This is a genomic window from Mesorhizobium ciceri biovar biserrulae (assembly GCF_001618845.1).
In the GTDB taxonomy this organism is placed as follows: domain Bacteria; phylum Pseudomonadota; class Alphaproteobacteria; order Rhizobiales; family Rhizobiaceae; genus Mesorhizobium; species Mesorhizobium ciceri.
The window spans coordinates 4735117-4756893 of record NZ_CP015064.1; the positions used below are offsets into that span (position 1 = coordinate 4735117).

At 63.4% G+C, this 21777-nt stretch carries 23 protein-coding genes; 13 read left to right on the forward strand and 10 right to left on the reverse strand.

Annotation, left to right across the window (positions count from 1 at the left end):
- Positions 1–184: 184 nt before the first annotated feature.
- On the reverse strand, positions 185–718 hold the full coding sequence (locus A4R29_RS22290) for a tetratricopeptide repeat protein (RefSeq protein WP_024504159.1): 534 nt from the start codon (positions 716–718) through the stop codon (positions 185–187).
- Between the two features lie 143 nt (positions 719–861).
- Between A4R29_RS22290 and A4R29_RS22295 the strand changes: the two genes are divergently transcribed.
- The 4 genes from A4R29_RS22295 to A4R29_RS22310 all read left to right on the forward strand — a co-directional run bounded on the left by A4R29_RS22295 (position 862) and on the right by A4R29_RS22310 (position 4258).
- A complete protein-coding gene (locus tag A4R29_RS22295; RefSeq protein ID WP_013530064.1) occupies positions 862–1287 on the forward strand; it encodes a DUF3775 domain-containing protein in 426 nt (141 codons plus the stop codon).
- A 132-nt stretch (positions 1288–1419) separates the two neighbouring features.
- Positions 1420–2553, forward strand: coding sequence for an extensin family protein (locus tag A4R29_RS22300; protein ID WP_063173779.1), 1134 nt, complete (start codon positions 1420–1422; stop codon positions 2551–2553).
- Positions 2554–2669: 116 nt separating this feature from the next.
- On the forward strand, positions 2670–3476 hold the full coding sequence (locus A4R29_RS22305) for an extensin-like domain-containing protein (protein ID WP_063172908.1): 807 nt from the start codon (positions 2670–2672) through the stop codon (positions 3474–3476).
- 74 nt (positions 3477–3550) lie between these two features.
- Positions 3551–4258: an LssY C-terminal domain-containing protein gene (locus A4R29_RS22310; RefSeq protein WP_063172909.1), complete on the forward strand. Its 708-nt coding sequence runs from the start codon at positions 3551–3553 to the stop codon at positions 4256–4258.
- 11 nt (positions 4259–4269) lie between these two features.
- Here the strand turns inward: A4R29_RS22310 and A4R29_RS22315 are convergent, their stop codons facing one another.
- Positions 4270–5292 (reverse strand): zinc-dependent alcohol dehydrogenase family protein, encoded by a 1023-nt coding sequence (locus A4R29_RS22315; protein ID WP_063172910.1) that lies wholly within the window; start codon positions 5290–5292, stop codon positions 4270–4272.
- 127 nt (positions 5293–5419) lie between these two features.
- Between A4R29_RS22315 and A4R29_RS22320 the strand changes: the two genes are divergently transcribed.
- The gene (locus A4R29_RS22320; RefSeq protein ID WP_063172911.1) at positions 5420–6334 is read left to right on the forward strand and encodes a LysR family transcriptional regulator; all 915 of its coding nucleotides are present in this window, start codon (positions 5420–5422) and stop codon (positions 6332–6334) included.
- 75 nt (positions 6335–6409) lie between these two features.
- Positions 6410–7711, forward strand: a complete 1302-nt coding sequence (locus A4R29_RS22325) for a hemolysin family protein (protein ID WP_013530058.1) — start codon at positions 6410–6412, stop codon at positions 7709–7711.
- 27 nt (positions 7712–7738) lie between these two features.
- Here the strand turns inward: A4R29_RS22325 and A4R29_RS22330 are convergent, their stop codons facing one another.
- The gene (locus tag A4R29_RS22330) at positions 7739–7981 is read right to left on the reverse strand and encodes a DUF1127 domain-containing protein (RefSeq protein ID WP_013530057.1); all 243 of its coding nucleotides are present in this window, start codon (positions 7979–7981) and stop codon (positions 7739–7741) included.
- Positions 7982–8120: 139 nt separating this feature from the next.
- Here A4R29_RS22330 and A4R29_RS22335 point away from each other — a divergent pair, with 139 nt between their 5' ends.
- The gene (locus A4R29_RS22335) at positions 8121–9629 is read left to right on the forward strand and encodes a winged helix-turn-helix domain-containing tetratricopeptide repeat protein (protein ID WP_063172912.1); all 1509 of its coding nucleotides are present in this window, start codon (positions 8121–8123) and stop codon (positions 9627–9629) included.
- Between the two features lie 44 nt (positions 9630–9673).
- On the opposite strand, the gene A4R29_RS22340 is transcribed toward A4R29_RS22335, so the two are convergent.
- Positions 9674–10270 (reverse strand): CGNR zinc finger domain-containing protein, encoded by a 597-nt coding sequence (locus A4R29_RS22340; protein ID WP_063172913.1) that lies wholly within the window; start codon positions 10268–10270, stop codon positions 9674–9676.
- On the opposite strand from A4R29_RS22340, the gene A4R29_RS22345 reads away from it, so the two are divergent.
- A complete protein-coding gene (locus A4R29_RS22345; protein ID WP_244506855.1) occupies positions 10269–11297 on the forward strand; it encodes an alpha/beta fold hydrolase in 1029 nt (342 codons plus the stop codon). The genes A4R29_RS22340 and A4R29_RS22345 overlap by 2 nt on opposite strands.
- A gap of 10 nt (positions 11298–11307) precedes the next feature.
- Here A4R29_RS22345 and A4R29_RS22350 read toward each other — a convergent pair whose 3' ends face one another.
- The gene (locus A4R29_RS22350) at positions 11308–12234 is read right to left on the reverse strand and encodes a DMT family transporter (RefSeq protein WP_013530053.1); all 927 of its coding nucleotides are present in this window, start codon (positions 12232–12234) and stop codon (positions 11308–11310) included.
- A gap of 366 nt (positions 12235–12600) precedes the next feature.
- Between A4R29_RS22350 and A4R29_RS33340 the strand changes: the two genes are divergently transcribed.
- Entirely contained in the window at positions 12601–13323 is a 723-nt protein-coding gene (locus A4R29_RS33340) for an MBL fold metallo-hydrolase (RefSeq protein ID WP_244506977.1), read from the forward strand.
- A 60-nt stretch (positions 13324–13383) separates the two neighbouring features.
- On the opposite strand, the gene A4R29_RS22360 is transcribed toward A4R29_RS33340, so the two are convergent.
- A complete protein-coding gene (locus tag A4R29_RS22360) occupies positions 13384–13989 on the reverse strand; it encodes an NADPH-dependent FMN reductase (protein ID WP_013530052.1) in 606 nt (201 codons plus the stop codon).
- 89 nt (positions 13990–14078) lie between these two features.
- Between A4R29_RS22360 and A4R29_RS22365 the strand changes: the two genes are divergently transcribed.
- Positions 14079–14447 carry a winged helix-turn-helix transcriptional regulator gene (locus A4R29_RS22365; protein ID WP_024504168.1) on the forward strand — a complete coding sequence of 123 codons (369 nt, stop codon included), beginning with the start codon at positions 14079–14081 and terminating at the stop codon, positions 14445–14447.
- A 149-nt stretch (positions 14448–14596) separates the two neighbouring features.
- Here A4R29_RS22365 and A4R29_RS33345 read toward each other — a convergent pair whose 3' ends face one another.
- The 3 genes from A4R29_RS33345 to A4R29_RS22375 all read right to left on the reverse strand — a co-directional run bounded on the left by A4R29_RS33345 (position 14597) and on the right by A4R29_RS22375 (position 16491).
- Complete coding sequence (locus A4R29_RS33345) at positions 14597–14800, reverse strand: hypothetical protein (protein WP_081714341.1); 204 nt, start codon at positions 14798–14800, stop codon at positions 14597–14599.
- Between the two features lie 116 nt (positions 14801–14916).
- Entirely contained in the window at positions 14917–15312 is a 396-nt protein-coding gene (locus A4R29_RS22370; RefSeq protein WP_024504171.1) for an acyl-CoA thioesterase, read from the reverse strand.
- A 237-nt stretch (positions 15313–15549) separates the two neighbouring features.
- On the reverse strand, positions 15550–16491 hold the full coding sequence (locus A4R29_RS22375; RefSeq protein WP_063172916.1) for a phosphoribosylaminoimidazolesuccinocarboxamide synthase: 942 nt from the start codon (positions 16489–16491) through the stop codon (positions 15550–15552).
- A 238-nt stretch (positions 16492–16729) separates the two neighbouring features.
- On the opposite strand from A4R29_RS22375, the gene A4R29_RS22380 reads away from it, so the two are divergent.
- From A4R29_RS22380 to A4R29_RS22390, 3 genes are read left to right on the forward strand one after another with little or no spacing between them, the layout of a single operon-like run.
- Positions 16730–18346 (forward strand): GMC family oxidoreductase, encoded by a 1617-nt coding sequence (locus A4R29_RS22380; protein WP_063172917.1) that lies wholly within the window; start codon positions 16730–16732, stop codon positions 18344–18346.
- Positions 18343–19554, forward strand: a complete 1212-nt coding sequence (locus A4R29_RS22385; RefSeq protein WP_063172918.1) for a mandelate racemase/muconate lactonizing enzyme family protein — start codon at positions 18343–18345, stop codon at positions 19552–19554. The genes A4R29_RS22380 and A4R29_RS22385 overlap by 4 nt, the downstream gene beginning before the upstream one ends.
- A complete protein-coding gene (locus A4R29_RS22390) occupies positions 19551–20468 on the forward strand; it encodes an NAD(P)-dependent oxidoreductase (RefSeq protein WP_063172919.1) in 918 nt (305 codons plus the stop codon). The genes A4R29_RS22385 and A4R29_RS22390 overlap by 4 nt, the downstream gene beginning before the upstream one ends.
- 79 nt (positions 20469–20547) lie before the next feature.
- On the opposite strand, the gene A4R29_RS22395 is transcribed toward A4R29_RS22390, so the two are convergent.
- A complete protein-coding gene (locus tag A4R29_RS22395) occupies positions 20548–21486 on the reverse strand; it encodes a diacylglycerol/lipid kinase family protein (RefSeq protein WP_063172920.1) in 939 nt (312 codons plus the stop codon).
- Between the last annotated feature and the right edge of the window lie 291 nt (positions 21487–21777).

Consider the following 21777-nt stretch of genomic DNA (forward strand, 5'->3'; position numbering starts at 1 on the left):
GCTTACGGAACCGTTTCACCGCAATTTCCCTGAATATAGCAATGTCAGCGGGTTTTTCACGCCCAAAAATCGGTTTTGCTAAAATCATCCCCGTTTTCATCAGTCGGGGGCGATGAATGGGACCGGGGGCAACAAAAAACGGCCGCGATCGCTCGCGGCCGCTTGGAAGAGCCCTGGGATCTTTTCAGCTTCTCATGAAATGGTCGATCTGCTCGGCCAGCATGCCATATTCACGAGAACCCTTGCCGGTCCGCTTCTCGATCTCCATCAACTGCTGCTGGGCGCCGGCCAGATCGCCGATCTGCAGATGCGCTTCGCCGAGATATTCGCGCACCAGCGTGTAGTTGGGGTCGATGCGCAGCGCTTCCTCGTAATAGCCGAGGCCGACGGTGACGCGGCCGGAATGGCGGTGCGAATAGCCGAGATAGTTGAGGATGCGCGGATCCTGCTTGTTGGCGGCGAGGCTGAGCACGGCAATCGCCTCGTCATAGCGCCCGGCCATCGCCAGCGCGTGGCCTGCATCATAGATGCTGTCGTCGTCGAGCATGCCTTCCTGGGGCGCGACGCACTTTTTCTTCTTCTTGTCCCAGACCTGGCCCTTCTTGCACTGGGTGACGGTTTCGTCACTGCCGCCGCTGCCGGCGGCGTACACGGGAACAGCGAGGAACTGCAGCGCGAGAAGCGCGGTCGCAGCCTGGATCAGCATTCTTTTATGCATCGAAACCTCCTGGAGGGGTGAGAATGCAATACTAACGCCGGTCGGCTTGCGTTTCATCCCGGAAAATTGCGGGCGGGAGAACATCAGGTGACGGATGCCGCAAATCCGCTATCATCCGGCAAACGACCTGAGGGAGACGGCCCTTGCAGCGGCGGCTTGAAAAGGACTGGGAGCTTTCGATCGGCCCCGACACGGTGCGCCTGTTCATCCTCAAGGCCAAGGCACTGAGTGCGGCCGTCAATGAAGACTATGCCGATGGCGCCGAGCACGAGGTCGAACTCGACGGCGAGTCCCATGTCAACCATCACCATGACGGCCTTGCCGAGGAAAGCTCCGAGAACCTGACCGAAGAAGAGCTGCGCGAGCTGATCAACGACCTCAATGTCGACGAAGCAGCCGAGCTGATCGCGTTGGCCTGGGTCGGTCGCGGCGACTACGACGCCACCGAATGGGCGGACGCGCTGGCCGCCGCGCGCGAACGCGCCAACAAGCGCACCGCGAAATACCTGCTTGGCATGCCGCTGCTCGCCGACTGGCTGGAGGAAGGGCTGGAAGCGATCGGTGCGTAACGGAGCGGTTACCGTTCGTGATGCGGCCAAGGCAACCACCTTGCGTCGGCGCCGTTGAGGGCGATGGGGTCGATCGTCTTTTCCCGAATATGCAGGATTGCGTTGACCGTGGCCGTCACGGCCTTGCTGGTGATGCCGGTCGAGGCGAGACATCGCCATCGGCATCATAAGCCCCCGACGCCGCGGGTCGAGCAGCCGCTGACACCACGAGCCGACCAGCCCCTGAAACCAAGGGGCGGAAAGCGTTTGAAACCACGGCGCCACCGGCAGGTCACGCCAAAGCAGACACAGCAGAAAACGCAGGCATCGCTGCCCTCGCCTGCCGATGTTCCCGTGCCCGAACCCGGCACTCCGATAACCCAACCCGGCATTCCGGTGCCCGAACCACGCCCGGCGGACGCACCAAAGGCTGAAGCTGCAAAGATCGAGGAGCAAAAGCGCGTAGGGCCGAAGGCCGCGGAAGCGCCCGACCGTTTCACGGAAGAAAAATCCCACCAGGAAAAGCAGGCACGTCCCGAGCCATTGGCTCCGGAGCCATCAACCGGGGAAAACGAGCCGGAGCCGCCGGACGTCGCGCCAACGCCGACACGAAAGCCTGACATTGCAGAACCCGAGGCCCAGCCGCCAACCGTCGCCCCGCAGCCACCGCAAAAGCCGGCGGACGCGGACGAGGAGAAGATGCTGCCCGATCCGCGCTCGGCCGACGTGCCAGATGAAAAAATGCCGGCCGAGGAAGTCGCATGCCGCGAACGGCTAAAGACGCTCGGCGTCGAATTCGAAGAGCACAAGGCGGAAAGCCAGCCCGAAATCGGCTGTTCGATTCCCTACCCCATCGTGCTGAAGACCCTTGGAAAGTCGATCGCGATTGCCCCCGGAACCGAGCTCAACTGCAAGATGGCCGAGGCAACGGCGCATTTTGCCGCCGATGTCATCCAGCCGGCGGCGAAAGCCGAATTCGGTGCGGACCTGAAATCGATCGGCCAGGCATCGGCTTTTGTCTGCCGGCCACGCAACGGCACACGAAAACTGTCGGAACACGCGTTCGGCAACGCGCTCGACATCGCCAGCTTCACGCTGTCGGACGGCAAGAAGATCGAGGTCGGCCCGGCGCCGCCGGAGAAAGACGCCAAATTCCTCAACAATGTTCGCAAGGCCGCCTGCGGACCCTTCAAGACGGTGCTCGGCCCAGGCGCCGACGCCGATCATTCCCTGCATTTCCATCTCGATCTCGAACCGCGCCGTCATGGCGGAACGTTCTGCCAGTGATCATGGCTGATCCAGGCCGCGTGCCGCAATTCGGCCGCAGGCATGAACGCGGACGCTGAGTTTTCCTTTACCCTTGATCGTTAAAATGCCGGATATCCATCAACGGGATTCCGCCAATGGCCGGCAAATTTCGGGCCGTGTTTTTCGCCACCGCGCGCCAGTCAAGATATGCAGCAATGCTGACCGCCGGTCTGGCGCTGGCGGCGCTTTCCGCCTGCAACACCGGCAGTGTGCTGTCGCTGCAGCCGGCCGTCGACGTCGGCGCGCAGACGGCTGCCGTGCCGCAATATGCCGGCATGCAGAAGCTTGTCCCTTCCAATCCGTACATGACGCAGGCCGCTTATCCGCGCATGGACGAGCCGATGTCGCCCGTCGAGCAGATGCCGGCCAGCGAAACCGACTGCCGTCAGCAATTGAAGCGCCTCGATGTCGCCTACACCGATCTGGCGCCGATCCATGAAGGCCAGTGCGGCATCGATTATCCGGTCAAGGTCTCGGCCATCGGCAACATCCAGATGAAACCCGCCGCAACCCTGACCTGCGACATGGCAGCTACCTTTGCCGGCTGGACGAAGAACGAACTCGTTCCCTCCGCCCGCTGGCGTTATTTCTCCGGCGTCAAGACCATACACCAGGGCTCCAGCTATTCCTGCCGCCGGATTGCCGGCGAAGGCGTCCTGTCCGAACACGGCAAGGGCAATGCGCTCGACGTCATGAGCATCGAGCTCAACAATGGCGACGACATCGACGTGCGCAAGCCCGGCCTGTTCGCCTTCCGCACCCGTGGCTTCCTCAACAATGTGCGCGCCGACGGCTGCCAGTACTTCACCACCGTGCTCGGCCCCGGCTACAATTACGACCACCGCAACCATTTTCATTTCGACATCAAGAACCGCAAGAACGGTTATCGCGCCTGCCGTTAGATCGGTGCCGGGTATCCTTTGCCTGAATGCCATGACAACGCCTAATGTGATGCCGGAACATTTGAGCGGCATTCATGAGTCAACGAAGCGTTCGGCGACGCATTATGATCTGGGCGGCGACCTTGTTGGCCGCGTATCTGGCGCTCGCCTATTTCGCCGCACCGGAATTCTGGACGTTCCGCGATCGAGGTTTTCGCACGCATCGCTTCGAGATGCTGACGCACACGCCGCAAGGCATTCCGGGCGACCCGATCAATGTCGGCCTTGTCGGCACGCAGAAGGAGGTGGTCCACGCCTTTGCCGTCGCCGGCTGGGACACCGCCGACGCCGTCACCCTGAAGACCGCGATCGAGATCGGTGAAAGCGTGCTGTTCGACCACCCCTATCCCGATGCGCCGGTCAGCAGGCTGCTGTTCGATGGCCGTGCCCAGGATCTCGCCTTCGAAAAGCCGGAGGGCATCAGCGCCGACCGACGGCATCATGTCCGCTTCTGGCAGACCGATGCAAGCGGCGACGATGGCCGGCCGCTGTGGCTGGGCTCGGCCAGCTTCGATCGCGGCGTCGGCTTCAGCCACGACACCGGCGCCGTCACCCACCATATCGGCCCCGACATCGACGCCGAGCGCGATTTCCTGATGCGCGACCTGGCCACTGCCGGCATGCTGCTCTCGACCAGCGACATATCGGGCGTCGGCGCCACCAAGGCGGGACGCAATGGCGGCGGCGATCCCTATTTTACGGACGGCGAGGCAATTGTCGGCGTGTTGAAGCAGTTGCCATGACATCGCAAAAGTCAGGTCGTGGTGATCACGATCTTGCCGAACGGCCCTTTCTCCAGATGTTGCAAGGCCTGCGGCACCTCATCGAAGCCAAAGACCTTGTCGATGACCGGCTTGATCGCCAGCGCCTCGATCGCCTGATTCATACGCTCGAAAGCACGGCGATGGCCGATCGACAGGCCCTGCACGGTGATGCGGTTGCGCATGAAGGGCAGGATGGGAAAGCTGAGCTCCATCGCGCCCAGCAGGCCGATGATCGACAGCCGGCCGTCGGCGGCCAGCGCGTTCAGAGATCGCCGTGCATTGTCGCCGCCGACCATTTCCAGCACGTGGTTCACGCCCAGCCCGTTCGTCAGTTCACGCGCGGCATCGTCCCAGGCCGGTTGCGTGCGGTAGTTGATCCCTTGCCAGGCGCCAAGCTTTCTCGCCCGCTCAAGCTTTTCATCGCTGCTTGAGGTGACGATGGCGCGCAGGCCGAACGCAGTGGCGAACTGCAGCGCAAACAGCGACACGCCGCCGGTGCCCTGGATCAGAATGGTCTGACCCGGCACCGGTTTGGTCGCCTCGGCCATGGCGAACCAGGCCGTCAGCGCCGCGATCGGCAATGTCGCGGCCTCAATGTCGCCGAGCGACGGCGGCGCCAGCACCGCGGCGTCCTCGCCGAAGATGACATGATCGGAAAGCATGCCCGACAGCGACGACCCCAGCGTGTGCTTATGCAGCACCGGCGGTGCGTCGCCATCCGGCCAATCGGCGATCACCTGGCCAAGCACGCGCTGGCCGACCTGAAAGCGGCTGACCGCACTGCCGACGGCCACCACTTCGCCCACCGCGTCGGATGTCGGCACGAAGGGAAAGGCAAGGTCGGGGATCAGCACGCCGTCCACGATCATCTTGTCCTTGTAGTTGAGCGATACGGCCTTGGTCCGGACCAGCAAATCGTGCGGCCCTGGCTCGGGCACCTTGCCTTCCACCTGGCTTAGCCTCGACAGGCCAAAACCGCTCATCTGCCAGGATCTGTTGATTGGGGTGCTCATGTCGTCTCGCGCTCCGTGCATTGATGCCAGGCGAGACATTTATGCCTTTCGACTATAGAAAATAGTGCTTCCGTGCGGTATAATTTGACACTGATTGCGGACTAAAAGTCGACAATAGGAAATTGCCATGGAAACGGCCGACCTGCAAGGCACCGTTGCGTTTGTTCAGGCGGTGGAGGCCGGCAGCTTCACTAGCGCCGGCGAGCGGCTGCATGTGACGAAGTCGGCGATCGGCAAATCGATCGCGCAGCTGGAGCAGAGGCTCGGCGTTCGCTTGCTGAACCGCACCACCCGCAGTCTCAGCCCGACCAGCGAAGGCATCGGCTACTATGAAGCCTGCGTCCGGGCCCTGGCCGAGATCGAAGCCGCACAGTCGCTGCTCGCCTCGCGTCGGCAGGTCCCGTCTGGCCGGCTTCGGGTCGACGTGCCGCTGGCCTTCGGCCGACGCTGCGTCGCTCCCGTGCTGTTCGAGATTTCGAGGAAATTTCCGGACCTGACGGTTGAAGTCTCCTTCAATGACCGCCGCGTCGACCTGATCGAGGAGGGCATCGACCTGGCGATCCGCATGGGCGAACTCGACGACAGCCTGTCGCTAGCGGCCAGGCGCCTCTACGCTCAGCGCTCGGCCATATGCGCGGCTCGCGACTATCTCGACAGGCATGGCCGGCCGCAATCGGTCGAGGATCTCGCCGACCACAGCGTCATTGGCTACGGTCGCGAGGGCATCGTCCGCCCCTGGGTGATCAGACATTCCGACGGCCATCTCGCAACCTTCGTGCCCAAGGCGCGGCTCGTTCTCGGCCATGGCGAACCGATGCTGGATGCGGCGCTCGCCGGCTGCGGCATCGCCTTCCTGCCGACATGGCTGGCCGCCGACAGCCTCAAAAGCGGCGATCTCGAAATGGTGCTGTCGGAATGCCTGGTCGAGAACATCGTCGTGCATGCCGTCTGGCCGGTGACGCGCGCGCTCACGCCAAAGGTGCGGGTTGTCGTCGACGCCCTCGTCGAACATTTTTCGGCGCCGCCCTGGGATGCCGCGTGAGCGAAATACCGGTCATTTCTCAAAAATCACGCCGGACTATTTTCGAAGACCGCGCCACAATGCTATTGACCGCTCATGTTATACGTCGAAATCGCTATCGTGGTCGTCCTCATCTGCGTGAACGGCCTTTTGTCGATGTCCGAGCTCGCCATCGTCTCGTCGCGCCCGGCCAGGCTGAAAGCGATGATCGACCGCGGCACCAATGGCGCCGGCCGCGCCCTTGATCTTGGCTCAAATCCCGGCAAGTTCCTGTCCTCGGTGCAGATCGGCATCACCTTGGTCGGCGTCCTCTCCGGCGCCTTTTCCGGCGCCACGCTCGGCGAACGGCTGGCGCAGTTCCTGGCTTCGACCGGCATCCGCGAGACTGTCGCCGACCCGCTCGGCGTCGGCATCGTCGTTGCTATCATCACCTATTTCTCGCTGATCGTCGGCGAGCTGGTGCCCAAGCAGATCGCGTTGCGTGATCCCGAGCGGGTCGCAGCCAGGGTCGCTCCGGCGATGACCATCCTCGCCACGGTCTCGGCGCCGCTGGTCTTCCTGCTCGACTTCTCCGGCCGCACCATATTGTGGCTGCTCGGCCAGCGCGGCGAAAGCGAGGAAAAGGTCACCGACGAGGAGATCAAGATGCTGGTCGCCGAGGCCGAGCATCACGGCACCATCGAATCCGACGAGCGGCGCATGATCGCCGGCGTCATGCGGCTTGGCGACCGCGCCGTGCGCGCGGTGATGACGCCGCGCACCGAAGTCGACTGGATCAATCTGCAATCCGACGAGGCGGCCATCCGCAAGCTGCTCATGGAAACCCAGCATTCGCGCCTGCCGGCAGGCGACGGCGGCGTCGACGTCATGGTCGGCGTCGTCCAGACGCGTGATGTGCTGGCCGCACTGCTTGCCGGCCGCGTGCTCGATCCGCGCAGGCATGTGCGCGCAGCCCCCATCGTCTACGACCAGGCCGACGCGCTCGATGTGCTGCAGAAGCTAAAGGAATCCGACGTGCCGATGGCGCTGGTGCATGACGAATACGGCCATTTCGAAGGCATCGTCACCCCGGCCGACATTCTGGAAGCCATCACCGGCGTGTTCCGCGCCGACACCGACGCCGGCGACGAGGAAAACGCGGTCAAGCGCGAGGACGGCTCGTGGCTGCTCGCCGGCTACATGCAGGCCGACGAGATGGCCGACATTCTCGGCATCGACCTGCCGGAAAACCGCGATTACGAAACCGTTGCCGGCTATGTGCTGTCGCATATGCACCATCTGCCGGCGACTGGCGAATGCGTCGACGCGCAGGGCTGGCGCTTCGAGGTGGTCGATCTCGACGGCCGCCGCATCGACAAGCTGATCGCCACCCGCCTGGCCGGCGCCCCGGTGCGCTGACGGTCGACGCAATTGCGGCATTTCGCTCTATCGTTCCCAGAAGGACTTGGCGATCTCTCCCTCGACCTGCTGTATCGTCAGGCCGATGTCGTCGATCAGATGCGGATTGTCCTTCGACATTTGCCTGAGCTGCCAGCGAAAGCGTATGCGCTCGCGCCAGGTCCGATCGTGCCAGCTCGCGATGATGCTTCGCAGGGTCTTCAGGAGCCGGCGCGATGCCGGCCGCACGGGCGTTCCCGGCCGCGCTGCACAAGTGAGGGTATTGGTCATGGCAACCTCCATATGGTTTGAGGGCCTGGGGCTCTCGATGAGGTTGAATTCTGCGCGATACGGACGGCGCCGTAATTAAGCCCTCCCAAATAGTTCCCAAAACTTCCAAACGAGCTAGAGCGGCCCTATAGATGCGCCTATGCAGGGATCGCGTTTTGCCTTTGGTCCGTTCGTGCTTGATCCGCGTGCGGGAACGCTGCTTCGGAACGATGTCCCCGTTGCCGTCGGCTATCGCGGGCTGAGCCTGCTTGCGGCACTCGTCGGGCGGCCCGGCGAAATCCTCGGAAAAGCCGAACTGATGGACGCCGCGTGGCCGGGCACGGCCGTCGAGGAAGGCAATCTCACCGTCCAGATCGCGCAGCTGCGCAAGCTGCTTGGCCCCGTCGGCGACAACGGCGAATGGATATCCACCGTTCCGCGCGTCGGCTACCGTTTCACGGGGGCCGTCGAACAGCTGGGCGAGGCCAGGCGAAAACCCTTGCCGCTGCCCGACAAACCGTCGATAGCCGTGCTGCCCTTCGTCAATTTCAGCAACGATCCCGAGCAGGATCCCTTCGTGGATGGGTTGACGGAAGACCTGATCACCGACCTGTCCAGAATCTCCGGCCTGTTCGTCATCGCCCGCAACTCGACCTTTGCCTACAAGGGAAAAGCGATGGACGTGCGCGAGATCGCCGGGGATCTTGGCGTGCGCTACCTGTTGGAAGGCAGTGCAAGACGCGCCGCGGGGCGCGTGCGCATCAACGCACAGCTGGTCGACGCGATGAGTGGCGATCATCTGTGGGCGGAACGCTTCGATCGCGGCCTGGAGGATATCTTTGCCGTTCAAGACGAGGTGACGGCCAAGATCGTGGAAGCGCTGCTTGGCCAGCTGCGCGCGCCGCCGCCGCGCAATCGGCCGCGAAATCTGGAGGCCTACGACCTCTGCGTGCGGGCGCGAAAGCTGATCGACGACTCGCCGCAGATGGCGCAGGAAGCGCATCTGATGCTGACGCGCGCGGTGTCGCTCGATCCTGATTATGCCGAGCCCTATCGTTGGCTTGCCATGAACCACTGGATGGGACAGGTGCATTGGGGCGGACCAACCGAGGCTGCCCGCAGCGTTGCCCTGGAGCTGGCGCGCAAGGCGGTGGCGATCGATCCCAACGACGCCGGCTGTCGCTGGATCCTGGCTTATCTGCTTGCTTATGAGCGCAGCTTCACTGAAGCGGATGCGGAATTCGCCAAAGCGATCGAGCTCGACCCGAACGAGGCCGACACCTGGGCGGCATTGTCCGACATCGCGGTCCTGGCCGGACGGGTCGAAGAGGGCCTCGAGCACATCGGCAAGGCGTTCCGGCTGAACCCGTTTCCGGCGAGCTGGTACTATCTGACGCTCGGCCAGGCGCAATATGCGGCGCGCGACTACCAAGCCGCTATCGAGACGTTGCGCCGTGACGAGACCTATCGCACAAGCTCACGCCGTTTCCTGGCGGCAAGCATGGCCCAACTCGGCCGGCTCGACGAGGCGCGCGCAGAGGCTGAACTGTTCCTCGTCGGCAACCCGCATTTCACAACCCATCACTGGGCGACGACCGAGCCATTCCGCGACGCCGCTACGCACGAGCATTTCGTCGATGGTTTTCGCAAGGCCGGTCTTCCGGAGTGACGCGCCGGCATCCGGCCGCCCGCAGCAAAGGCGACGTGGTGCGTCTAGACGTCGGCATGATCTCGGTGGCGCGACACCTTCTCGCGGTTGCCGCAGGTGCGCATGCTGCACCAGCGCCGCTTGCCACCTCGCGACGTATCGAGGAAAAGCCAGCCACAGCGAGGGCAGGAATGCAGCCTGTCGCGCGGCAGGGTGAAGAACGCTTGGATGGACAGCATGGCCAGCAACGCGGTGACGGCGTCCGGATCGCGCCACCGGCCAAGGGCAAGCTCCGGCCTGGTGCCATCCAGCTCGATAGACCCGGCGGCAAGCGAGCTTGCCGTGCGCGAGAACAACACGCCGAGCGGTTCGACCGCAGACGGTTTGCCCGCGGCGATTGGCTCGAAAACCTGAAATGACGCCTCCCGCATTTCGCGGACCCCTTCCACGAACCGCCCATCCGCTATCTCGGCAACGGCCTGCGCCTGGCGATCGTCGGCAAGCCCTGAGGCGCTGAACCAGTTCGCAACATCCCGGACGGACTTGAAGAGTTCATTGTCTGTTGCCGGCGCCCGCCGGTCGAACACGGCGTTCGACAGGTCCAAAGCGGGATGCCCGCCTATGAAGTGATCCGGTACCCATTCGGTGTATTCATCGCCCATGGAACATAACCTCATTAACCGGATTATACGGTTACATGATGTAACCACTATCATACGGATACGTGGTGTCAAAGCCAGCGCGTCGCCAGATCGGCGCGGAACCCCTGGGAGGGAGAGGATGTGCAGCAATCGTTACAAGACCCGCCACGAAACCATCAATGTCGACGGCCTCGACATCTTCTACCGTCATGCCGGCGATCCCGGCAGACCGGCAATCCTGCTGCTGCACGGATATCCGACTTCGTCGCACGTCTATCGCAATGTCATCGAACCGCTGGCGGAGACAGCCTATGTGGTGGCGCCGGATCTGCCCGGTTTCGGCTTTTCGTCCGCCCCTTCCATCGATGCCTATGACTACACGTTCGACAACCTGGCCAGCACGATCGAAGCCTTCATCGAGGCCCTCGGCCTCCAGCGATTCTTCCTCCACATCACTGACTTCGGCACGCCCGTCGGCTATCATCTCGCCACACGGCGTCCGGATCGCATCCTCGGCCTGATCGCCCAGGACAGCAACGCTCATGACGAGGGGCTGGGACCGGAATGGGACGCGCCGAAGGCGTTCTTCGCCGAACCGACTGAAGAAAACCGCGCCAAACTGCCGGACTGGATGAATTTCGAGGGGACCCGAAACCAATATATCGGCGGTCTCCCCGAGCGTCTGAAAGTGTTGTTTCCGCCCGAGGGTTGGTATCTCGATACGGAGCGCCTGGCGAGGCCCGGCAACACCGACATTCAGTTCGAACTCTTCACCGATTATGGCTCGCACATCGCGCGCTTCCCGGCCATCCAGGCCTATCTCCGCGACCAACAGCCAGCATGCCTGGTGCTGTGGGGGCGCCACGACGCCTTCTTCGCGCTGGACGAGATCATGGCCTACAGCCGCGATCTCGACGCCGTCGAAATCCATGTCTTTGAGAGCGGGCACATGCTTCTCGAAACGCATCATCGCCAATGCGCGGCTCTCATCGCTCACTTCATGCACGAGGTGGAGACTGGGGTATTTCGCGATCCTGCGGGGCGTTGAACGTCGACGTTCAAACCGCCACTTCGATGGGCTCGGCAAGCCTGGGATTGGCCCGCGCGGCGATCAGGCAGCCGGCGACGATCAGGCACGCTCCCGTCAGCGTGGTCCAGGTCGCCTCCTCGCCGAAGAAGAACCAGCCAAGCGCGACCGCCCAGATGAAGGCCGAGTATTCCGTCGGGATCAGATATTGCGCTTCGGCGCGGGCGTAGGACCAGCTCATCAGGAATTGCCCGGCGAGCGACAGCACCGTCACCCCGGCCAAAGGAAGCCAAAGATCGCTCGGCAGGGCGACGGCGAGCCAGGGTGCCGCGAGGCCGAGCAGGATGGCAACGCAAAGGTTCTGGAACAGCATGATCTCGATCGGCTTGGCCAACTGCGCCTGTTGCCGGGCGAGGATCAGATTGTATCCGTAGAACACGGTCGATACGAGCACCGCTGCCGTGCCGAGCATGGCGTCCTGCGAATAGTCTGCCTGCCCGAACTGGCCGGCCATGATGATGGCGACGCCGGCGATGCCGGCCAACGATGCCCAGACAGCCTGGCGTCGGATCCGTTCGCCCAGCAGCAGCGCGGCGAGAAACAGCGCAAACAAGGGCGCCACGAAGCTGAGCCCGATCGCCTCCGCGAGCGGCAGCCTGGCCAAGCCCCAGAAGAAGGATATCAGCACGACGCCGACAATTGCGGCACGCAGCGCATGCAGCCTCAGCACCGGAATGGTCGGCTTTAAGCGTGGTCCCGCCAACCAGGCTGCGCCCGCGACCACGGCCGCGACCATGCTGCGCCACAGCAAGGTGTTGTAGACCCCGACCGCGATGACCAGGATCTTCATCGCCGCATCCATCCCGGACAGCAGGAAGATCGCAAGCGCGCATACGAGCACCGGGATCATCGGGGAAACGGCGCCGGTCAGGCTGGATGTCTTCACGGCTTCACTCATGTGACGGATCGCAGCCGGATATATCAGGGCAAAGGGCGCGACCAGATGGCAGCCCGGTCGATGTAGCAGTCCAACCCCGATTGGGCCGAGGCTATCGTGACATCAGGGTATCAGCACCATGCCGGCGAGTTGAACGAAACGGACCGCCTCGCCGACTGCATCATCCGGCCACGGCAGGCGACGCACGCACCCATGGCACAGATCGAATTGACGGGGCGGGTTGCCGACGCAGCTGGCCCGTCGCATGTTGCCGGTTGTCTGCAGAACGGATCGGAAAAAATGCACCGCATGGCTTCGGGCGACCTTTATCAGACCTACGATCTTGGTGACTTGCGCATCACCTCCTTGCGCGATGGCTATGTCGACATGCCGATCGGACGGCTTCGGCAACCCGGCGACAAGCCATTTGGCGATGAATTGCCGCAACAAGTCGCATTGGTTGGTGGTCAACTCAGACTGTCCGTCAATGCCTTCGCGATTGACGATGGATACGGAATCATCCTGATCGATACCGGTGCCTCGAACGCCTGGCATCCCACCATGGGCCGACTTCCCGAGGCGCTGGACGAAGCTGGCATCGATGCCGGACGAGTCCGTGCCGTCTGTTTCACCCACACCCATCTCGACCACATCCATGGTCTTGTGCTTGCCGACGGCCGCGACGCTTTCCCGCGCCTGGCGCGTTTGCTCGTTCCCGGGGAAGAACTCGGCTTTTTTCGCGCCGAAGCGCGGCTCGAACGATTTCACGGCATGGCGGAACCCTTCGAGGCCGGAGACCGTATCGGGACACATGTCGACATTGTCGAAGCCCATGGCCATGAAGCGGGACACAGCTGCTTTCGTGTTTCGAGCGGTGGCGAACGCATTCTGATTTGGGGCGACACCGTTCACGTCCCATCGCTTCAGTTCGATCGACCTGAGGTGACGTGGGAATTCGATGCCGATCAGGACCAGGCGCGCGAAAGCCGGTTGCGGTTGCTGGCGCTTGCTGCCGACGATCATTGTTTCGTTGCCGGCGCGCATCTGGATTCGCCCGGTGTCGGCCGTGTCGTCCGATCCGGTGCCAGCTTTCGATTTGAGCCGCTATAATTGAAAAAGGGCGGCGCAAGCGCCGCCCCGGATCCTTGGGAGGATAATTCGAACCGGCGGTCAGGCCGCCTTGACTTCCTCGGCGACGGCGTCGGCCTGACGCGCTGCCTTGAGCACCTTGGCCCACCAGGCAACGTCGTTGACCAGAGCTGTGGCGGCCTGGTTCAGATGCTCGAGGTCTTCCAGCTTCTTCTCGCCCTGGCGGACGGCGAGGAAATCGCCCCAGGCGATATGGACGGCCGACTTGACCGGCGCCATCTGCAATTCGACGGCATGAAGGCGGAGCTGTTCGACGGCGCGAGCGCCACCGACGCTGCCATAGCCGACGAAGCCGGCCGGCTTCTTGTTCCATTCGTTGGCGGCGTAGTCGATGGCATTCTTCAGCACCGCCGTCGGGCCGTGATTGTATTCGGCGGCGGTGAAGATGAAGCCGTCGAATTCGGCGACCTTCTTCTGCCAGCGCTGTGCCACTTCGTTCTGCGACGGCGCCCATGCGGAGGATGCGACCTCGTCGAAGAACGGCAGCGGGAAGTCGCGAAGGTCGACGATCTCGACATCGATGTCGGCATGCGACTTGGCGATCTTGGCGATCCACTGGGTTGGCACATCGGCGAAACGAGCGGCGCGCGTCGATCCGACGACGATGGCAATTTTGGGTTTGGACATAAGGGCTCTCCTTGCACGAAGTACTGGTATCATTTGGATACCTGCGCTATATGAGATACTGCAAACGCGATGCACAAGAAGGCACTTTTTTGTTACCGAGGCACCCACACCGCTCCGAAGACTGCCGCGCCATCTCGGAAATCCTGCAGCGCGTCGGCGACAAATGGACCGTTCTGGTCGTCGGCAAGCTGGGCGACGGACCGCTGCGTTTCAACGAATTGCGCGCAGCCGTCGGCGGCATCTCGCAGAAGATGCTGACCACCACCTTGCGCGGGCTGGAGCGTGACGGCTTCGTCACCCGCACCGTGTTTCCAACCATTCCGCCGCGCGTCGATTATGAGCTGACCGAGCTCGGCCACGAGCTGCTGATCCCCGTCAGCGCACTGAGCGAATGGGCGCGCGCCAACACCATGCGCGTCAAGGCGGCGCGCGAAAAATTCGACGGCGCCCGCGTCTGAAATCCTTGCGCGGCAAGGGATTCAGCCCCGCACGCAACATCCGGCTTGTCTGATCGGAAATTCTATCTCGGCTGCGCGGATCGTGCCCGGATGCACGCGCCGGTTTGGCTGGCGGATTGCCGCTCATGCGGTCCCCTGACGGCTGCCGCTCAGGCTCCTGATGCGCGCACATCGCATCGCGCGGCGGCACAGGTATCACACCGTGCGCCCCGCTCGCCAGGAGCCTGTCCTCCACGCGTGCAGGCGACGCGCGAGATGTCTTCCTTCACCTCCGCGTAAGCGGTCACGCCGAGCAGGCAGGTCGTCGCGACCAGGGCCGCCACGAGCCAACCGTTCAGCAGATGTTGACGCATTGTCTCTCCTCCGATTGCAGCAGGATCGGGCATGGAGGCAACCGTTGGATGTCGCGAAAAGCGCCTCCCGCACGGGCGCTGTTACAAATGACCAAGCCTGGGAGAAACGGCTTGCGTCAGCCTTCGGCGGGAACCGCTTTCGGTTTGCCCTCGCCATCCAGCGCCACCATGACGAAATCGGCATGGGTGACCTTCTCCATCAGGTCGGAGAGGTAGCGCTGCGCCCAGGCCTCGACCTTGAGCGTCATCGAGGTGCGGCCGACGCGCTCGACATGGGTGTAGATGCACAGCGTGTCGCCGATCTTCATCGCCTTGGCGAACGACATCTCCTTCACCGCCGCCGTCACCACGCGGCCCTTGGCGCGCTCGGCGGCGCGGATGCCGCAGGCCAGGTCCATCTGCGCCATCACCCAGCCGCCGAAAATGTCGCCGGCCGCATTGGCGTCCGAAGGCATGGCCAGGGTGCGCAGCGTCAGATCGCCAAGCGGCCGTCCTTCAGCGTAGTGCACCATGCGAGAAATCCTTCGAGACCGGCTGCCCTCGATCCCGTATCGTCACGCCGCCCGAAGGTCAACGCGCCACGGCATGGCCACGAGGCCCCGGAGCTTCTCCCGATAGGAATTTTTTCTTGACTCGGTGACCTCAGCTATGGTACATTTTTGCCTATGGTGCTGATTTGCGCCAGTGACCCGCCGCACAGGCGGGTTTTTCGTTTGATGCACCGTCAGCCAACGCCCGGCAAAGGTTGATCAGAAATAGCGCCTGAGATTCGTGCGAATGCGATCGAGCACGCTGTCTCCGGAAAGATCCGGCGAGAATTCCTTGCCCGTGATCGCCTCATAGGCCTGCGCGTAAACCCGCGAGGCCTGTTCGACGATCTCGTCGGGTATTTTGGGGATCGGGTCGCTATAGGGATCGCAGCGCGCCGAGACCCACGAGCGGATGAAATCCTTGTCAAAACTCTCCGGCCGGCTGCCGTCGGCGAGCGCCTGTTCGTAGCTCGATGCGATCCAGTACCGGCTGCTGTCCGGGGTGTGGATTTCATCGGCAAGAATGATGGTCCCGTTCCTGTCGGTGCCGAATTCGTACTTCGTGTCGGCCAGGATCAGGCCGCGCTCGGTGGCGCGCTGCTGGCCGCGGGCGAACAGCCGCAAAGCGTAGCCGGACACGGTATCCCACTGCGCCTGCGTGAGAAGACCCTGTTCGAGGATCTCGGCTTTCGACAGCGGCTCGTCATGGCCGCCATGCGCGGCCTTGCTGGTCGGCGTGATGATCGGCTCGGCCAGTCTTTCATTGTCGCGCAGGCCGTCCGGCAGGCGGATACCGTACATGTCGCGGTCGCCGCGCTTGTAGCGCGTCAGGATCGAGGTGCTGGTGGTTCCCGCCAGATAGCCGCGCACGACGATCTCGACCGGCAGGATGTCGAGCCTCGTGCCGACGACGACGTTCGGGTCGGGGTATTCGAGAACATGGTTCGGACAGATATCGGCGGTTTCCTCGAACCAGTAGCGCGCCGTCTGGGTCAGTATCTCTCCCTTGTAGGGGATCGAGGTCAGGATGATGTCGAAGGCACTGAGCCGGTCGGTGGCGATGATGATGCGCCGGCCATCCGCCAGATCGTAGTTTTCGCGGACCTTGCCGCTGTAGTGGCCCGGCAGTTCGGGAATGAACGCGTCAGGGAGGGTCCGCATATGATTTCCTGCCTTCCGCAGAGTGGCCAGAGCATAATTCCGAAAAGTTATGCGCCAAGATAGTGCCACCGCATAGGCTGTCGGGACGATAGATATCAAGCGCGATTGTCGGGAATCCCCGCAAACCTGATCGGTTCGACGGTCGCTTTTTTCACAACTGATGCCGGATGGCGCGGCGACTTCGGAATGCCGTCGCGTCTAGGCTGCAGCCAATTTTTCGGAGCCTCCCATTTCCATCATGCAGACCTATGATTTCATCATCGTCGGCTCCGGCTCGGCCGGCTCGGTCCTGGCTGAAAAACTGTCGGCCTCGGGGCGCTTCTCGGTGCTGGTGCTGGAGGCCGGCGGCAGCGACCGCCGCTTCTACGTGCAGATGCCGCTCGGCTACGGCAAGACCTTCTTCGATCCCGACGTCAACTGGAACTACAAGGCCGAGCCGGACCCGGGGCTCGCCGGCAATGCCGACCACTGGCCGCGCGGCAAGCTGCTCGGCGGTTCGAGCTCGATCAACGCCATGGTCTGGATCAGGGGCGCGCGCGAGGATTTCGATGCCTGGGCCGCCGCCGGCAATCCCGGCTGGGGCTATGACGATCTGCTGCCCGCCTTCAAGGCGCTCGAGGACAACCAGGCCGGCGCAGACCAATGGCGCGGCGTCGGCGGCCCGCTGCATGTCACAGACTGTTCGGGCGCCGTCCACCCGCTGACCAAACGCTATCTCGCCGCCGGCCAGCAGGCCGGCTTGCCCTTCAACCCGGATTTCAACGGCGCTGCCCAGGAAGGCGTCGGCGTCTATCAGATCTCGACCCGCAACGGCCGCCGCATGTCGGCGGCGCGCGCTTTCCTGCGCCCGGCGATGAAGCGCGCCAACGTCCGCGTCGAGATGAAGGCGCTGGCGACCAGGGTGCTGTTCGAGGGCAAGCGCGCCGTGGGCGTCGAATACCAGCAGAACGGCGAGACGAAGACGGCGCGTGCCGGTCGCGAAGTCATCCTGTCGGGCGGCTCGGTCAACTCGCCGCAATTGCTGCAGCTGTCCGGCGTCGGGCCCTCCGCGCTGCTGAAAGGCCTGGGCATCCGGATGGTCCAGGCCAACGAGAATGTCGGCGCGCATCTGCAGGATCATGTCGGCATCAACTACACCTTCAAGGGCAAGCTGCCGACGCTCAACCAGACGCTGCGTCCCTGGTGGGGCAAGCTGCTGGTCGGCATGCAATATATCCTGACCCGTTCGGGCCCGCTGTCGCTGTCGATGAACAATGCCGGCGGCTTCTTCCGCACCGACTCGGCGGCGACGCGGCCCAACATGCAGCTCTATTTCCAGGCGTTCTCGACCGTCATTCCCAAGAGCGGCGAGCGCCCGATCCTGACGCCGGACCCATGGCCGGGCTTTTCCATCGGCCTGTCCAACTGCCGCCCGTCGAGCCGTGGCGAGATCATGATCCGCTCGGCCAACCCGCGCGAGTACCCCAGGATAACGGCCAATGCCTACTCCACCAATGCTGATGTCGAGGAGATGCTGGCGGCGGTGAAATTCGTCCGCAAGATCGCCTCGATGCCTGCCATGGCCGAGATCATCGAGGAAGAGGTTTTGCCAGGCCCGTCAATCACTTCCGATGCAGACCTGATTCAGGATTTCAGGAAGCGCTCGGGCACCGTCTATCATCCGGTCTCGACCTGCCGCATGGGGCCCGATCCGGCGCGCGCCGTCGTCGACCCGCGTCTCAAGGTGCACGGCATCGACGGCCTGCGCGTCATCGACGCCTCGATCTTCCCCGACAACATCACCGGCAACACCAACGCCGCCTCGATCATGACCGGTTGGAAGGGCGCCGAACTGGTTCTGGAGGACCAAAAATGAAGATCACCGACGTCAAGACCTGGGTTGTCGACAATCCGCCGCCCGGCATCGGCGGCAAGTATTTCATCTTCGTCAAGTTGACCACCGATGGCGGCGTGGTCGGCTATGGCGAGGCCTACAACGCCACCTTCTCCGCCCATGTTACCGCCCGGATGGTCGAGGACATGGCCGAGCGCTATCTCGTCGGCCGCGATCCGCACGACATCGAGAACTTCTTCCGCCGCGCCTATTCGTCCGGCTTCACCCAGCGGCCCGACGTGTCAGGCATGGGCTGCTTCTCGGCGCTGGAAATGGCCTGCTGGGACATCATCGGCAAGGAGGCCGACAAGCCGGTCTACAAACTGCTCGGCGGCCAGGTGCACGAAACGCTGCGTTCCTACACCTATCTTTATCCGCACACCGGCAGCGTCCACTCCGAGGATGCGCACGGCAAGAACGTCTACAACGACCCCGATCTCGCCGCCGCCTGCGCGCTCGAATATGTCGAACAGGGGTTCAACGCCGTCAAACTGGACCCGGCCGGCCCCTACACCGCCTTCGACGGCCACCAGCCGCGTCTTGTCGATATCGACCTGTCCACCCGCATGATCAAGGCGATCCGCGAAGCGGTCGGCACCCGCGCCGACATCCTGTTTGGCACGCACGGCCAGTTCACAGCGTCCGGCGCGCTGCGCATGGCGCGCGCCATCGAGCCCTACGATCCCTTGTGGTTCGAGGAGCCGGTGCCGCCTGACATGCCTGAGGTCATGGCGCAAGTGGCCCGCGCGACCTCGATCCCGATCGCCACCGGCGAACGGCTGACCACCAAATTCGAGTTCGCCCGCGTCATCGAGAACCGCGCCGCGACCATCCTGCAGCCGGACCTCGGCCGCTCCGGCGGCATTCTCGAAACCAAGAAGATCGCGGCGATGGCCGAGGCCTACCACATCCAGATCGCCCCTCACTGCTATTGCGGGCCGATCGTCGGTGCGGCCAACATCCAGCTGGCGGTGACACTGCCCAACTTCCTCATCCTGGAATCGCTGAAGCAGTGGGACGGTTTCCATGCCACGCTCTTGAAGAAGAAGATCGAGTGGCAGGACGGCAATGTCATCCCCTCGAAGGAGCCCGGCCTCGGCGTCGAGTTGAACGAAGCGGTCTGCGACGCGCATCCTTATACGGGCAAGGACCTGCATCTGCAGATGACGCAGACGCCGCTGATGCCGTGAGCGAAAGCTACGCCTTCATCGGGCTTGGCCATCTCGGCGGCAACCTTGCCGCCAGCCTGATCCGCAACGGCTTTGCCGTCACCGTCTTCGACCGCGATCCGGCCGCCGCCGAGCGCCTGGTGGCGCTCGGCGCCACTACCGCGAGCAGCCCGGCCGAGGCCGCCGCCCGGGCCGGCAATGCCATCACGTGCCTGCCTTCGCCCAAGGTCAGCGAAGCGGTGCTGGCCGGACCCGGCGGATTGCTGGAGGGCCTTCCCAAGGGCGGTACCTGGATCGAGATGTCCACCAACGGCCGCGACGAGATTCTTCGCCTTGCGGCCCTCGCCTCGGCCAGGGGCGTCGAGACGCTGGAATGCCCGGTCACCGGTGGCGTGCATCTGGCGGCGGCTGGCAAGATCACCGCGCTGGTCGGCGGCGATCCAGCGCTCTACGAACGTCATCGGCCGGCCATCGAGGCGATGTGCGCAAAGTCGTTCCTGATGGGTCCGGTCGGCTCGGCGGCGGTGATCAAGGTGATCACCAACATGCTCGCCTTCATCCATCTCGTCGCCGCCGGCGAGGCGCTGATGCTGGCGAAACAGGGCGGGCTCGACCTCGCCCAGTCCTACCATGCCATCTCAGCCTCCTCCGGCAACAGCTTCGTCCATGAGACCGAAAGCCAGCTCATCTTGAACGGCTCCTACGACATCGGCTTCACCATGGACCTGGCGCTGAAGGACCTCGGCTTCGCGCTGGCGATGGGCAGGGAATTCAGACTGCCGCTCCAACTGGCGCCGCTTGTGAGTGAGATTTTCCAGATGGGCAAACAGGAATATGGCGGCAGCGCCTGGTCCACCCAGATCGTCAAATTGCTCGAGGATGCCGTCGATACCGACCTGCGCGCGCCCGGTTTTCCGGCCAAGCTGGAACTCTGACATCAGCCAGTTATCAAGCGATTTCAGGACGTTGGATTGATGGGCGGATTCATCTGAATCAATCTGTCAACGGCTTGATTCAGTATCTGAGCGTCAATGCACCCGGCAGGATCTCGAAGGTCGCGGGTATGCGTCCCGGCGACTCGCCGTCTATATCGACCAGCGCGCCATTCTCTGACGCATCGCCGAGCGGCTCGACCACCACTTTCCTGCCGCGCAGGATGGTGATCGCCGGATGGTTGCGGTGCCGGCCGCCATAGAGCAGGCGGATGTCCCAGATCAGCTTTAGCTTGCCGGCCGCGCGCAGAATGACGATGTCGAACTGCCCGTCGGTCAGGTCGGCATCCGGCGCGATCATCATGCCGCCGCCGAAGAACTTTCCATTGGCGACCGCCACCAGCGCCATGCGCGCTTCGACGGGTGCGCCGCCGTCGACCGTGATCCTGACGTCCTGAAAACGGTAACGGATGAACTCCACCACGGTGCGCCACAGGAACAGTGCCTTGGCCGACATCCTGCCCTTGCGCTTGTCGGCATTGACGGCGCGGTCGGTGGCGCCGGAAAGTCCCAGACTGGCGATGTTGATGAAGTGCCGGCTGGCCAGCGCGCCGTGATCGTCGATGTAGCCGATGCGCCCAGCATCGACCTTGCGACCCTTGGCTTCGGCCAACCGCTTCAGCACGGCATCCACCTCTTTCGGCAGGCCGAGCCCGCGCGCGAAATCGATGCCGGTGCCGCACGGCAACAGGCCAAGTTCAGTGATCCGGCCGCTCTCCTGGGCCGCCTGCAGAAGCCCGTCGGCCACTTCGCTGGCGGTGCCGTCACCGCCGGCCGCAATCACCAGATCGAAGCCAATCATTGCGAGATCGATTGCCAGCCTTTCGGCATCGCCTTCGGCCTGCGTTTCGCGCAGCTCGAATTCGCCGAAATGCTTTTTCAGCGACACGGCGACATCAGGCCAATGCCGTTTCAGCCGGCCGCCACCGGCAATCGGGTTGAGAACCACTCCGACTTTCAAAATACCCGCCCTCCCCGGCGCCGGACATGCAGGTCCGATCCTTTGCCGGCATTGAAGCCCGCGACCACCGGCGGAGCAAGGGGCGCTGTCGGCTTGTACGCAAAAAAGCGGGCGGGCTGTCTAAAGCAGCCGGCGCTCGAATTCCCCGGTTTGTGGCTAACGATCCCCGGTAATCCCGCTATCCACAGGGCAGCGGCCATTCCCCAGGACCCTTACTCGGCGTACATTAAACCCATCTCAGGCGGCTACCGATCATCAAGCCGAAAGGCGAAGTGAAAGGCGGATTTCCTG